We start from the raw sequence: 13,682 nt of genomic DNA on the forward strand, positions 1-13,682 counted from the left end.
AAATATAGGGTAACGAAAGGATTATTCAAATTATTGAATAATCCTTTTCTTAAAGGGTATCATGTTGGTGTTGCTTTGCCTATCATCATAGGGTCTTTTTTTTGTTTTTACTCTTGACGTTTTCTGGTTGGCAGCTGCAATAGGTTCCTGGAAAAGTTTGTATTTTCGCTCTAGATTGGGGGGCGTAAGGCCCTTTATATCTGATTTATATAAACCCGCTCTAGCGTGTGGTAAACTTAGTAATTGAGTAAGTATACTATCATCCTCGCCTGTATGGTATTGTACGATCACCAATGTTTTGGGATTAGAAGGGGAAACTATGGATTGATGCGTAAGGGATTTAATGAGCGTACAGATTTTTTGCATCTCCTTAAAATCTTGCGTTTTAATGGCTTGCTCTTGTTTGGCACGCGCATTATCTATGGCTTCAAGGGTAGCATGCAAAACCGTTCGACCTCTTTTATCCTGTATGGTGAGATCAGCATCTTGGGCAATCAGTACCTTAAGGATATCCTTACGACCTAGCACAGCTGCCCATTGTGCTAGAGTATTCCCCTGGTTATCTTGATCATTAATATTGTATTCAGGTAATAAAAATTGGAAGATTTGTAAACTTGTTTCACGAGTAGACTCCTCATTTTCTTCTGAATGTTCTGGATTTACGGTCCAATATATAGCCGTGCAAGCGCCTATACCTGTTTTTGGATTGATAGCTGTTTTGCGTTGTATAAATGTTTTGGCTGCTGCTTGCGGCAGTATTCGTTTTGCATAATTTACAACTGCTTCTACTGCATTTTGATTATTATTGGCTACTGCCCAGTGCAGGACAGTCATGCCATTGCGGTCTGTTGTGTTGATATGCCTACCACTATACTGCAATATTTCTTGTAAAATTTCAAGTTGTTTTGCGCTATATTTCCCTTGTTCATTAAAATCCACGGCATAATGTAATGCGGTCAATCCATTGTTATCATGTTGATGGATAACATTTGAAAATTTTTTGCTCAAAAATTCTAATATTACTTTTACACCATTGAGGTGCTCATTATATACCGCCCAGTGTAGGATCGTTTTGTTGTCTTTATCTACTTGGTTGCTCTGGTAATGATGCAACAATAGTTTTAATATGGCTATGTTATTCTTAGCCTCATTGCCACTTTTGTATGAGAATTTTTTACTTACTGCCCAGTGGATAGGAAAATACTGTTGTATATCTTGCTGGTTAACCCGTCTATCAGATGCACGGCTATATTGCTGTTTATCTGCTTTTAATATAGCGGCAACCGCTTTGTAGTCATTTTCACACACTACTTTATGTAACGGATATGGATATGGCGCCTCTGCTCTGGTTGTTTTACCTTTTTTTGCGTTGGGTTTTTTTAAATTGCCTGATAATGTATGGTCATTTTTTTTGAACAGTTGAACCATTCCTTTTATCCTAGGACTAAATTGGTATACAATAAAATCTGACTGACTACAGGAAAAGATAAAAATGAGTATGATGCTGCATAGCATATAGCAACATTTGTGGTGCGTTGTATAGGGGGCAGTATGCATGAATGGCGCAAGTTATATGGTGTGCATGGTTTTAGTAAAAACTTTTCAAAATTTAGCATAGTATTGGCTAATAAGCAAGTAGCTTGGATTGTTTATGATCAAAGTTTTTTATATACACAAATCTTCATGCATATGATTCAAAAATATATTCGTACTTTTTTGCCAGTAGATTACGTCTTAACAGATTGGCCTTCCATTCAACCTTTTTATACTAATCTGCTTGACAGAGACCTTGCTTCATTGGATGGGCTCACAGAGTTTTTAGCCGATTGGAGTGAGCTAGAGGGGGTGCTAGAAGAAGATGCTGGCTGGCGTTACATTCGTACTTCTTGCGATACGACCGATGCAGTAGCTAAAGAGCGTTATGAATACTATATTACTGCCATAGCCCCGCATGTAGCAGCAGTTACAGATCAGTTGCATCAAAAAGTTTTAGGTGCAAGCCAGATCCATATCCTGCGTCAGGAAACACAATATGCTATCTTTTTTCAAAAAATTGAAAATCAACTGCGTTGTTATAGCAAAGAAAATATACCTATTCAAACTGAAATTCAGTTAAATGCAAGTCAATTTGGTGTTATTTCAGCTGCGATGATGGTAGAGATAGCTGGCAAAGCGTGCACGTTGCAGCAAGCAGCTGCCCATTTAGACGCTACCGATAGGGTCTTTCGCAAAGCGGTATATGACCAGATACAGCAGCGCCGGTTGGTGGATAAAGAGGTATTGGATGCACTCTATTCAAAGCTGATTCAGCAGCGTCATCAATTGGCTTTGAATGCTGGGTTTAAAAATTTTAGAGATTATGCTTTTGTATCCATGAACCGGTTTGATTACACGCCAGAGGATTGCTTTACCTTTCATAGCGCCATCAAAGAAGAAATTGTTCCGCTACTCAATGAGCTGGCAGCAGATCGCAAAGCAAAGCTGGGCCTAGAGCAGTTGCAGCCATTTGACCATGCAGTAGACGTAGCGGGTAGGCAACCATTGCGCCCTTTTAGGGATCCGGAAGAGCTGGTTGCTAAAACGATTACCATATTTGAACGGTTGGATCCTTTTTTAGCAGATTGTTTGCGCACCATGCAGCGGATGGGCCATCTCGACTTAGCCTCTCGTAAGGGCAAAGCGCCTGGTGGGTATAACTATCCTTTGGATGAAACAGGGGTGCCTTTTATTTTTATGAATGCAGCTTCTACGTTAGGTGATCTAGTAACGATGTTTCATGAAGGCGGCCATGCGGTGCATGCTTTTTTAGTACATGGTTTGCGTTTGAATGCTTTTAAACATTGTCCATCAGAGCTGGCAGAACTGGCTTCTATGTCTATGGAGCTACTTACTATGCTGCATTGGGATGTTTTCTTTGCCGATCCAGAGGAACTCCATCGTGCCAAAAAAGACCATTTGATACGTGTGATCAGCTGTCTGCCCTGGATGGCTACCATTGATGCCTTTCAACATTGGGCTTATACACATCCGGAACACACCTTAGCAGAAAGAGCAGCAAACTGGAACCGTATCTTTAGTGATTTTTCAGATAATATAACATATTGGTCTGGTTATGAGGTTGTTAAAAGCAATCTATGGCAAAAACAGCTCCATCTTTTTGAAGTACCTTTTTATTACATTGAATACGCTATTGCGCAGCTTGGTGCAATAGGCGTATGGCAGCAGGCGCAAGCAAACCCTTCACAAGCCTTGTCTAATTACCTAAATGCATTAAAGTTGGGCTATACTGCTTCCATCCGTACGGTCTACCAAACGGCTGGTGTCTCTTTTGATTTTAGTAGGGAACACATTCGTTCTCTCGCACAATCTGTGCGTAAAGCTTGGAGGGAGTGGTGAGGAATGTTGGGTCTTATCTTTTCTTATCACTGGTTTTTTGCGTTAAAAGCAAACCGCTCCTGTAAAAAGTCGTGGTGTAGAAAGTGGCATTTTACAGATGATTTGGAAAAACAGTTTCCTTTGAAGCCCCCAAAGGGGGCGCTTTCTGTTTTTCCATCTGTAAGATGACACTTTCAGCGACTTTTTGCCGAGGGCTTGATTTTTTTGCCCACTTTTTTATCAAGAAAAAAGTGGAATAAAATTCATTTATCATCAAGTGGGCGCTATTGGTTGTATAAATCTCTATCTTTTGTTATCTACGTGTTTTTGGGTGGCTTCTGGTAATACTTCGTTAATAAATTTTGTAACCGCTTCGAATGTCTGAGGATGCTCAAGTATAACTTGAGTTTCTGGTGGGCAGAGTCGTAGTAAAAAAGCATTATGAGCCGCATTTTGTATGATCACCCTTTCGAAGTTTTGAATACCTTTTGAGATATTCGATGCAAGCTGACTGGCAAGAGAAACAAGCGTATCGTGTCTTTTATCAGGAGCGTTTCTGCCAGATATAAGATCACCTAATAGTTGATCTGGATCTATACCTAGATCTAGTATTTTTATATTAGTGGAACTTGTTCCTCCTATAGCTCGTATAGGGACATTTAGCGTATTGAGGTTTTGGGATATTTCAGTTAAAAATTGACTGCCTGGTATTAAATCCTTACTTCCAGGCTGATTCTTTAAGTCTGTTAAAATCTTGAACAAGTTTGTATTATCATCGGGGCTAAAAAAAGAAAAGATCTGACTCAAATTCTCGAGCATAGACTTTGATTCTGGATCTCTCATAGCGTTAGGCCCCCCTTCCCATGGCGTAGCGAGTGTAACAATCCCTTTTATATTTAAACCTTTGTTCTTGGCAGCTATAGCACAAGCACGATTGCCTCCTTGGCTATGGCCTATTAGTAGAATAGGGCTGTTAACTCCGTGTTCTGGACACGTTAAAAGTGTTTTAAGTTCTTCGAAGCTTAAGTCAGCTTGCTCTTTTATGGAATGTAAGAAGGTCTTGTCTCCTTCTACACTTTTCAGAGCAATTATCTTGGCAGTAGGATACGCTTTTTCTAGGTTACCTTTCAGTATATCAAAACAAGAAGCATCTGAACCCAATCCATGCAACAGGACAATTAATGGTTGCCCAGCACCTTGAGGGATATCCGGTGTAGCCGTTGTGTTATTCGGTGAGGAGTTGGTGTTGCACAGTGACTCATAGCTACTTTTACAATCAACAGTTAATGGCTTCCCATCACCTTGAGGCGCATCCGGTGAAACCGTTGTGCCACTCGGTGAGAGGCTAGTGTTGCGCAGTGAATCACAACTACCACCTTCACAACCAATAATAGAAAGAAAAAAAATAGTTAGGTAAATAGAAATATTAAATTTAAACTTAAACATTTGATTATCAGATTTTTATATTATATTAATTTTATTGTTAGCATGGAATGGTTATGGCCTCAATCAACAGAACAGATGTTAAGATATTTTTAAAATATAAGTAAATTAAATCAAATACAGCGTTATGGTATGATGCCTAGCATTAGCCTGCTGATTCCGTATCATCCGTTAGGTTAATGGCTATAGGGGTTTGGCCAAATAGTTGTTCCGTGGCATTTTGAAAGGATGGGGTTAATGCGGTGGCCATAAAACAATCCGGTAGCTTTTTTGCTGTGTGGCTTAAGAGATTCTGTTTGGTGAGCAATTGCTTGGCCGCTAATGCGGTAAGCCCTGCTGCGTCTATTACCTCAACTGCTTTTTGATCTTGTGCCCTTAAAATGCTTTTTAATGTTTTGCTTAAAAATAGATAATGGGTACAAGCTGGGATGAGGGCATCTAAATGTTTAAGTTGACTTAAATAATAATGTACCAAACGGTAATCTACCTTTTTTCCATTAAAACAAGCGTTTACCATCGGAACCAATAGGGGCGTGGCCAGCGCTGTAAGTCTGATCCCAGTGGGGCGCAATCGTTCTGTGTAGATGCCAGATGCCACGGTATACTTGGTGCCTATAAGGCCTATCTGTTTATAACGGTTGGTTCTATAAAGGTAGCTGATAATTGGATCAATTACATTGATCACAGCCATTTCTTTCGTTTTCAGATAAGTAGGTAAGTAGTGCACTGCAGCAGCCGTAGCGGTGTTGCAAGCCATTACCAGCAGTTTATAGCCTTTACGTAAGCAAAAATTGACTACTTGCTCTACATAACCACATAACGCCATAGACCCCTTCTCGCCATAAGGTAAGTTTTTCGTATCTCCGATATAATGGATTGATTCTTGTGGCAAAAGTGCTTGAATGGCGCTAGCAATGGTCAAACCACCTATACCACTGTCATAAATAGCAATAGGCGCATGCTTATTGGGATGGGAATACACAATAGGGCAATAAGTAAATGAGGTGGGCCCACCAGGACTTGAACCTGGGACCTGCTGATTATGAGTCAGATGCTCTAACCGACTGAGCTATGGGCCCTTGTAGGAAACCTATCGTACCAGGGCATTCCCTGGTACGAAATGAATAATACCCCACAATACTACGTCTTTTTTTCTAAAAAACCAGGGGTTTTGTTTTAATTATAGCGCTATTTTGATTTTCAGTATTTGTAAGGGTACTATTTCGCCGTCTATCCGTTTGCTGCATCTATTCGGCCAATGGTCTATTTTTCTATTCGACTTATTTTTTTTAGCTTTGAAAAAGCCATTCGCTTAGGCTTCTATTTTTTTACTTTTCTCTATTTTGATTTTGTCTATGCGTTATTGTTTATGCTTGTTAGCCCTTTTGCGGAGGCCTTTTATAGCTCTGGTTCCATTGTGTTTGTTGTGGGCTGGCGCTTGCCCTTCGGAAAAACAAAAAAAGGATGAAATGTTGCATCCAGACTGGGAGTATCTGAATGAATTAGAAAGTAATTTGCCTAAAAATAAGTGTATCTTTACCAAATTTGGTACGGGGGGCTTGCGTTTGCAGGTTACGCATCAGCAACAGCCATTTAATGCCCGTGATTGTTTTAAACAATGTGAGAAAAATATTATACATACGGATCAAAATGTAAATAGCTGGGTGGTAACGCCCAATTTTTATGGTAGTGTAACGGAGGAAAAGTTCCCGAAAACCATGCAAACGGGCATGCGGTATAGGTTTCATAAGGATGATAAAGCGGATGGTATACCCCTATCATTTTTAGAAGAGTGGTTGGCCATAGACCCTGCTATCGATCCTAAAGAAGCCATTTTGATTATTGCTACAGGCATAGAAGGTAAATTAGGGGTAAGTGACGCCCTCAAAAAGGCCCTAAAGGATAAACAAGATCAAGGCGCCATTAAAGCCTATTACATCGCAAGGTCTAAGGAGGCGGTAAGGCTACATAACAGGTGTATTAAAGAGGGGAAAACGGTCTTTACCTTTATCCATATGGCTGGCTAGTGGTTTTTTTGAGATCATCTGTAATGAAGTAGCTGGGCAGCTAAAGAAGTTGAGTCTATAAAGCACTTTTTGTACGCTTGCGCTTACGAAAAAATGCCCCTTGGTGCAAGTTGTGTTTACAGAAGCTTTTACCAAGGGGCTTGATGTTTATCTTGATTCTTGATCAAACAATAAGCAAGACAAAAATGTTTTTTGTAGGGTTGGCTTAATTAAACTCTATAACTTTTAATAAAAAAATACAAATCTGTTTTGTTATTTCTGATTATTTCTTGTTCCATTCTTTTTCCATTTTATTCCTTTTATCGTCTTCTTCTTTTAGTTTTTTAGTTACATTGTCTGCTTTTTTGGTTTCGGATTTTACGAAATTAACCAGTAACGTCGTGCATAGATACAAGTTTTTTTCTCTACCACATCCCTCTATCATGTCAAAATTCCCAAATTGGTTGGCGCTATTTTCCAGGCTTCTGAGCCGATTGTGTGGTTTGGCTATTGCCATTTATCAATACTGTATTGCCCCCTTGTATCCGCCTGTCTGTCGTTTTCAACCCAGCTGTTCGCATTATGCAAAAGCAGCTTTTGCCAACTATGGCTTGCGCAAAGGTATGCTGCTGACCTTACGTAGGCTGCTCCGTTGCCATCCTTGGGGAGGTAGTGGGTATGATCCATTAGACCGCTTTTAGAGTGTCCGTTCAGCCCGCTTGCTCTACTGTTCTGAACAGGAAATGGCATCCACCTAAGGAATGTATTGTATGGACTGTCTAATAAAAATATCATTTTAATGGATACTTGCGTTCATTTCGTCCATTTAAAACCCTTATGTCCGGTATGTGTTCAGCGTGCTGGTTTTTTGTGTCAAAAAAACCGCCCCTGTAAAAAGCCGTGGTGTAGAAAGTGGCATCATACAGATGATTTAGAAAAACAGTTTCCTTTGAAGCCCCCAAAGGGGGCGCTTTCTGTTTTTCCATCTGTAGGATGCCACTTTCAGCGACTTTTTGCCGAGGGCTTGATTTTTTGTCCACTTTTTTATCAAGAAAAAAGTGGAATAAAGTTCATTATTAATCAGTAATGTGAACAGATACTATCTCCGCCGATAAAAAACTTGGAGGACATTAAGCGGCCATGAGCAGCGGCATATACTAACTAGCCATCTAACCTCGAAAGTAATCTATTGCTTTCCATCTTTCTTTTTTAGAACCGTTGGATAACCAAATCTTTTTAAGAGCAATCGATTTTTGCGCCAGTCTGGGGTAACCTTCACACGTTGTTCTAGGAAGATTTTCTTTTGAAAAAAGTTTTCTAATGCCTCCCTAGCTGCTATCCCTAACTTTTTCAGCGCATCCCCTCTTTGGCCGATGAGAATACCTTTCTGGGTTTGGCGCTCTACATGTATAATCGATCGGATTTTAATCAGGTTTTCCATTTCCTTAAAGGCATCTATCACTACTTCTACACTGTAGGGTATTTCTTGATGGTATTGGCCTAGTATTTTTTTACGTATGATTTCCTGTACAAAAAATCGTTCTGGTTTGTCTGTTAAGGTTGCTTCTGGATAATAGGGAGGGTGAATGGGCAACCATTGAACGATTTGTTGCATGAGTGCATCGATGTTTTTATTTTTTATCGCTGATATCGGTAGGATAGATAGGTCTGGGTGGTGGTGGCGCCAATAGGCCATTGCTGTATCGAGTTGGCCCGCTGTGATTAAATCTACTTTATTCAATACCAATAGGATCGGCTTTTTGGTGCGGTTTTCAAAAAACTCGGCCTCAAAGTCATTGACATCTACTAGCCAGATGATCAGGTCCGCATCTGCATGCGCGACTTTTACCGCTTCCATCATAGCTGTTTGTAGCGGATAAGCAGGTGTAATCATACCTGGTGTATCTATATATACAATTTGAAAGTTTTGGCCAGAAATAATCCCATGGAGTTTATGGCGTGTCGTTTGTGCCTTGGAATGGGTAATGGCCAGTTGCTCACCGATCAATAGGTTCATTAAGGTAGATTTGCCTGCATTGGGTTTGCCAATAATGGCTACAAAACCAGACTTATATTCATTGTTAGCTTCATCCATACGCATCATATATTTGCAATGTTACAAAAAAACATATAAATTCGTAATAATTCAAGTGGCTGTATAGGGAGTACATCACTGGATGATGAAGACTTTACCGCGGGGTGGAGCAGTTGGTAGCTCGTCGGGCTCATAACCCGAAGGTCATAGGTTCGAGTCCTATCCCCGCAACTTTCCCTTCTTATGTAAGGCCTGTTGTACAATGCCCCTTCGAACAGATTCCGCTGTTGTAAACTGCTTGCTATGAACCCCTCTCAAAAAGCATCTGACACTCCATTGAAGTTCATTTTTGGCTGTAGGGCAATTATAGAAATCATACGTGCGGGCCAGACGATTGATAAAGTTTTTTTTCAAAATAAACTAAAAACAGCGTGCGTAAAGGAATTGTATAACCTGGTGCGTCAACATGAAATTCCTTTTAGTTATGTGCCCATTGAAAAATTGGCGCGCATGGTGCGTGGCAACCACCAAGGTGTCGTAGCCATCTTATCACCTATTGTCTTTACCCCTTTAGATGGCTTGGTGCAAGCCACTTTTGAAAAAGGGAAAGCCCCTTTAATCGTGGTACTCGATGGCGTAACAGATGTACATAATGTAGGCGCTATTGCTCGTACTGCGCTTTGTATGGGTGTGGATGCATTGGTACTACCTACCCAGGGCAGTGCTGCTTTAACAGGTGCAGCAATGAAAACCTCAGCAGGTGCATTGGCCACCTTGCCCATCTGTCGCGTAGCAGATTTAAGTAAGGCCTTGCGTTATTTACAAGCCAGTGGATTAACCCTATTGGCTTGTCATGCACAAGCTGCACAACTCTTATACAAGGTAGACTTAACCCTCCCTACTGCACTGCTTTTAGGTGGAGAAGGATCAGGTATAGCGGCAAAACATTTAAGCATAGCTACACATCATATTTGCATTCCTATGCAAGGCCCTATTGCTTCTTTTAATGTCTCTGTGGCAGCTGGTATTATGCTTTACGAAGTATTTCGGCAACGTTTGGTATAACTGTTTCATCTATCTATGGAAGATATAACGTCACCTGCTTGCTATGTCTATGCACATTTCTTCCTTGATTTTTTTATAAAAAAAATGCGTAATATGAAAGCTAGCGTTAGCGCTATAACTATTTTGTGATTTTTTCAAATTAACCACTTGTTTTTAACCGCTTGTTTCTATGCTCTGTTTTGATGTTTCGCTATGGATAGTGGCTACTTTTTTATTGTTAACCTTGTTGGTAGCCATTTATTTTAGTAGGAAAAAAACTTCTTTTCGAGAATATGCAGTAGGGAGTAAACAATTTTCTACCGCTACCTTAGTTTTCACTGTATTGGCTACTTTGTATGGAGGAGGAGGGCTAGTGCGTAATGTAGAGTGTGTGCATGGTATGGGCTTATCGTGGATGATGCTCACCTGGTTGTCTTCTTTTGGTTTATGGGTTGTGAGTAGATTGGCTGTACGTATGGGGCCATTTATGCACCACCTCTCTGTTGCCGAAACGATAGGCCATATTTATGGTAGATATCCCAGTATGCTAGCTGCATTTGTGGGTATCTGTAGCGCTATTTTTAGTATTACGATGCAAATTACGGTAATGTCCCAGGCTATTGGTATCTGTTTTCAGGCAGTTAATCCCTATATCGTGTCTATCCTGACCACCTTACTCCTTATTTTTTATTCTACCTTTGGTGGCATTCGTGCCGTTGCCTTTACAGATGTATTGCAGTTTATAACCTTTGCGGTTGTTATTCCTATTCTCGCTTGGTTTATGTTTTTAAAAGTAGATAAACCCGTTTCCACCCTTTTGCCTATGCTGCAGAGTCACACTAAATTTCAATGTAGTCATGTGTTTCATTTTGATAGCCAATTGGTGGGCACCTTCTTACTTTTTTTATCGCTGATGGCTTCTTCTATATTGCCCCAACTGATGCAGCGGGTCTATATGTCTTCTGGTCCCATGCAAGCACAGACCGTTTTTTCGTATGCCACCATCTTTAGTATGGTGCTATCCATTTTTATTATTCTCATTGGCCTATTTACTTTTCTAGGGGCACCTGATCTATCAAAAGAGGCCATTTGGGGGTATATAGTGGCCCATACGCCACCTGTTTTTAAAGGATTACTTGCGATTAGCTTACTGGCTATGGCGATGTCTACCGCAGATTCTTGTTTAAATGCTTGTGCGATTATGGTGAGTCATGATATAGTCAAAGGGCTATATAACGGGCAAGAGGTGGCTGATGCGCTTCAGGTGAAGATCGCACGGTGGACTACACTAGTGGTAGGTCTATTGGCTATGGTACTCGCCTTTTACTGCAATGACTTATTGCAGTTGCTCTATTGGGGGCTTGCTTCTCTTGTGCCTGTCGTAACGGCGCCTTTTGTTTTGGCTATTTTAGGCTTTCGAGGTACCTCACGTACCGCTTTGATTGGTATGGTTACAGGTGTACTCATTATTTTAGTTTGGAACAAATGGGTGCATGCCTTCATAAGGTGGGATGGTTCTTTTTTGGCTATGGTAGCCAATGGTCTGGCTATGATGGCTGCCCACTATCTATTCAAGCAACCCAAAAGTGTAGGGTGGGTTGAACCAGATAACGAGTTTAAACAAATGCAACAAGCGCATGCGCGGCAGAGGGCAGAACGTAAAGAAGCCATTAAAAATGCTTGGATGAATCGAAAAGTTACCTTGGCTAAGTTGAGACCCAGTGATCGTACACTATGTTTAACCGGACTCTATATGATTATTACCACTGTTCTGGGATATTGGTTTATTAAGCCAGATCACATTTATTGGGCTATATACCAGGGACTTTTGGGTGCTATTTTTACCGCTTATAGCTTATTTGCACGTTATAAAACGTTTTTTAGCCAAGTAAGCCCAAGTTGGTTCATTGGTTTATGTTGGTTGATAGGTTTGGTGGTTTATCTTCCTGCCAACCTACTTTGGCATTGGTGGAACCTAGTAGATCCTGTTTTTAGTGCCTCTTTATCCTTGGCCCATTATGCTGTAATCTTATGGGTATTGCCGCTCTATCTGGGTATAGGGGTTGTAGCGATTGTATGCGTAGTAGCCATTTATCCGATCTCTGTTGGATTGTCCTTTTCTGCCTTATCCTCTCTGTTTCCGTTGTTTATGGTAACCCTACTTGTGGTGGCTATTATTATTTGTTGTAAAGCTAAAATGGGTGATTATATGGTGCAAAATTTTTACCTAAAAAATCAAGATAAAATTAGGGCATCTCAAAAATTAAAGGAATCCCTTTATGACTTGTCTACGGTTCCCTCTACTCCGCCCAATGCCTCTAAAGGTTATGGTGCTATTTTAGAACAAGTAATAGGTAAAGTAGAGCAATCTGTTTCCTTTTTAGATAGCAGTATGCCCCTATATAAAGAGGATTTTCAGGGTATTATCAATAAACTATATGATTGGGCTGCCTATTTTAATAAAAGAGAAAAGGCCAAAGAGCATGCCTTATTGCAGCCTACTAAGATTGCCCTAGATAAGTTGGTGCGTAAGGTGGAATTTGCTTTGTCTCAAGAGGTGGCTGATCCGCCTAGGCTGCTTGTGGAGCACAAGAAAGCGTCTACGGGAGAGGCATCCTCCTATATTGTATGTGATATCAATCAGGTAGTATATGTATTGGTTCAGGCTGTTCTACGGGTGAGTAGGTTAGAGGGTGTTTGTGCACCTATTGTTGGCATACAACTGCACCACACTGCCTTTCAATTTAAGCAAGCAGAGCCTTTTGAAGGCAGTTACCCTTCATTTATGCTTTTCCCAGCTACTGCCTTTGTAGTAAGTCAGGTGCCTATTGCTTCTGAGCAACTGCCTAAAGTCAAAGACCTCTATGATGATAGGGTCGATGTGATGGGTCCTCGAGGAAGGAAGGAAACACCACCATCCATAGACCTTCAGCAAGAAACCATATCCAGTATTGTCGGTGCCCATTATGGTTATTTGGAATATGGTCTTGATGGGCAGCAACCCACGCTACTCCTGGTACTGCCTAGTGATCTCAATGAGATGCTTAGTAAGATCACGGTAAAGCTACCTATAGATTGCTTAACCTCAGACACCCCTGTTACCCCTAAGGAACAGGCCGATTCCATGATGGAGTTAATGCAGTTCCATGACCATGTCTCTCAATTTTCTCATGACATGGATCCTATTGATGCAGGTACGATTTCAGACTTGCTTTTATTACTCAGACAGCACTTTGGCTTTAAGCGGCATGCTTCGGGTCAATTGTTTTATGTACGTGCGGTAGGGATTGCTAAACTAGTGGTAGAATGGGTTTTCCACTCTCCTAAAGTCATTTATGCTGCTTTGCTCTATGAATTGGTACGTCATACCTGTTTGCCACTTTCTTATGTCAGGGAACACTATAATTTAGGTGTCTATGCCTTTGTATTAAATATACTAGGGGTAGATAAACGAAAAGAGTTGCACCATCCTTCTTTGCTTTACCTGGAAAATCGATTAGAGAAGGCGATCAAAGAAGATCACATGCAGCTTTCTGTATTGTTTGTCAAGTTCGCTGAGCGGCTCTATGATCTACGCTACGCTGCGGGCTATAACCATGTAGAAGAAGTAGCGCATATGGTCCAAGAAACACTTGCGATAGATGTTAAATTGGCTAATGAATATTTAGGTGTAGAGATAGGGGAGGCATTGGAAAATGCCGCTAAACAGGCACTAAAGATGTGTAAAGATAAAAGCAAAGACAAGGATAAGGATCGTTAAGGCGCCTCTACTTTTTGGC

10 protein-coding genes and 2 tRNA genes are annotated in these 13,682 nt (G+C 40.7%); 6 read left to right on the top strand and 6 right to left on the bottom strand.

What is annotated here, in order from left to right; genetic code table 11:
- Positions 1–30: 30 nt before the first annotated feature.
- Complete coding sequence (locus tag CE557_RS04555; RefSeq protein WP_162790017.1) at positions 31–1,428, bottom strand: ankyrin repeat domain-containing protein; 1,398 nt, start codon at positions 1,426–1,428, stop codon at positions 31–33.
- A gap of 99 nt (positions 1,429–1,527) precedes the next feature.
- Between CE557_RS04555 and CE557_RS04560 the strand changes: the two genes are divergently transcribed.
- Positions 1,528–3,396: a M3 family oligoendopeptidase gene (locus tag CE557_RS04560; RefSeq protein WP_317048460.1), complete on the top strand. Its 1,869-nt coding sequence runs from the start codon at positions 1,528–1,530 to the stop codon at positions 3,394–3,396.
- 282 nt (positions 3,397–3,678) lie between these two features.
- Here CE557_RS04560 and CE557_RS04565 read toward each other — a convergent pair whose 3' ends face one another.
- The 3 genes from CE557_RS04565 to CE557_RS04575 form a co-directional block, all read right to left on the bottom strand.
- Positions 3,679–4,821, bottom strand: coding sequence for an alpha/beta hydrolase (locus CE557_RS04565; protein WP_114910392.1), 1,143 nt, complete (start codon positions 4,819–4,821; stop codon positions 3,679–3,681).
- 142 nt (positions 4,822–4,963) lie between these two features.
- Complete coding sequence (gene murI / locus CE557_RS04570; RefSeq protein WP_162790018.1) at positions 4,964–5,800, bottom strand: glutamate racemase; 837 nt, start codon at positions 5,798–5,800, stop codon at positions 4,964–4,966.
- A 23-nt stretch (positions 5,801–5,823) separates the two neighbouring features.
- A tRNA-Ile gene (locus tag CE557_RS04575) sits at positions 5,824–5,897 on the bottom strand.
- Between the two features lie 390 nt (positions 5,898–6,287).
- Here CE557_RS04575 and CE557_RS04585 point away from each other — a divergent pair.
- The gene (locus CE557_RS04585; protein WP_114910395.1) at positions 6,288–6,845 is read left to right on the top strand and encodes a hypothetical protein; all 558 of its coding nucleotides are present in this window, start codon (positions 6,288–6,290) and stop codon (positions 6,843–6,845) included.
- Between the two features lie 262 nt (positions 6,846–7,107).
- On the opposite strand, the gene CE557_RS05085 is transcribed toward CE557_RS04585, so the two are convergent.
- A complete protein-coding gene (locus CE557_RS05085) occupies positions 7,108–7,269 on the bottom strand; it encodes a hypothetical protein (RefSeq protein WP_162790019.1) in 162 nt (53 codons plus the stop codon).
- On the opposite strand from CE557_RS05085, the gene yidD reads away from it, so the two are divergent.
- Positions 7,268–7,525 (top strand): membrane protein insertion efficiency factor YidD, encoded by a 258-nt coding sequence (yidD, locus tag CE557_RS04590; protein WP_114910396.1) that lies wholly within the window; start codon positions 7,268–7,270, stop codon positions 7,523–7,525. The two genes, CE557_RS05085 and yidD, sit on opposite strands and share 2 nt — an antisense overlap.
- A 485-nt stretch (positions 7,526–8,010) precedes the next feature.
- On the opposite strand, the gene era is transcribed toward yidD, so the two are convergent.
- Positions 8,011–8,928: a GTPase Era gene (era, locus tag CE557_RS04600; RefSeq protein ID WP_223245895.1), complete on the bottom strand. Its 918-nt coding sequence runs from the start codon at positions 8,926–8,928 to the stop codon at positions 8,011–8,013.
- An 89-nt stretch (positions 8,929–9,017) separates the two neighbouring features.
- On the opposite strand from era, the gene CE557_RS04605 reads away from it, so the two are divergent.
- The 3 genes from CE557_RS04605 to CE557_RS04615 all read left to right on the top strand — a co-directional run bounded on the left by CE557_RS04605 (position 9,018) and on the right by CE557_RS04615 (position 13,663).
- Positions 9,018–9,090: transfer RNA gene (locus CE557_RS04605), tRNA-Met, on the top strand.
- A gap of 72 nt (positions 9,091–9,162) precedes the next feature.
- Positions 9,163–9,924 carry a 23S rRNA (guanosine(2251)-2'-O)-methyltransferase RlmB gene (gene rlmB, locus CE557_RS04610; protein WP_114910398.1) on the top strand — a complete coding sequence of 254 codons (762 nt, stop codon included), beginning with the start codon at positions 9,163–9,165 and terminating at the stop codon, positions 9,922–9,924.
- Positions 9,925–10,093: 169 nt separating this feature from the next.
- Positions 10,094–13,663, top strand: a complete 3,570-nt coding sequence (locus CE557_RS04615) for a sodium:solute symporter family protein (protein ID WP_114910399.1) — start codon at positions 10,094–10,096, stop codon at positions 13,661–13,663.
- Positions 13,664–13,682: the final 19 nt, after the last annotated feature.

Origin of the sequence: Cardinium endosymbiont of Sogatella furcifera (assembly GCF_003351905.1) — a bacterium.
GTDB lineage: Bacteria > Bacteroidota > Bacteroidia > Cytophagales > Amoebophilaceae > Cardinium.

What these genes read in the sequence shown, in the direction of transcription:
- CE557_RS04555 (WP_162790017.1), bottom strand. Translation starts at nt 1,428, where the DNA reads ATGGTTCAACTGTTCAAAAAAAATGACCATACATTATCAGGCAATTTA.
- CE557_RS04565 (WP_114910392.1), bottom strand. Translation starts at nt 4,821, where the DNA reads ATGTTTAAGTTTAAATTTAATATTTCTATTTACCTAACTATTTTTTTT.
- CE557_RS04585 (WP_114910395.1), top strand. Translation starts at nt 6,288, where the DNA reads ATGTTGCATCCAGACTGGGAGTATCTGAATGAATTAGAAAGTAATTTG.
- yidD (WP_114910396.1), top strand. Translation starts at nt 7,268, where the DNA reads ATGTCAAAATTCCCAAATTGGTTGGCGCTATTTTCCAGGCTTCTGAGC.
- CE557_RS05085 (WP_162790019.1), bottom strand. Translation starts at nt 7,269, where the DNA reads ATGATAGAGGGATGTGGTAGAGAAAAAAACTTGTATCTATGCACGACG.
- era (WP_223245895.1), bottom strand. Translation starts at nt 8,928, where the DNA reads ATGATGCGTATGGATGAAGCTAACAATGAATATAAGTCTGGTTTTGTA.
- rlmB (WP_114910398.1), top strand. Translation starts at nt 9,163, where the DNA reads ATGAACCCCTCTCAAAAAGCATCTGACACTCCATTGAAGTTCATTTTT.
- CE557_RS04615 (WP_114910399.1), top strand. Translation starts at nt 10,094, where the DNA reads ATGCTCTGTTTTGATGTTTCGCTATGGATAGTGGCTACTTTTTTATTG.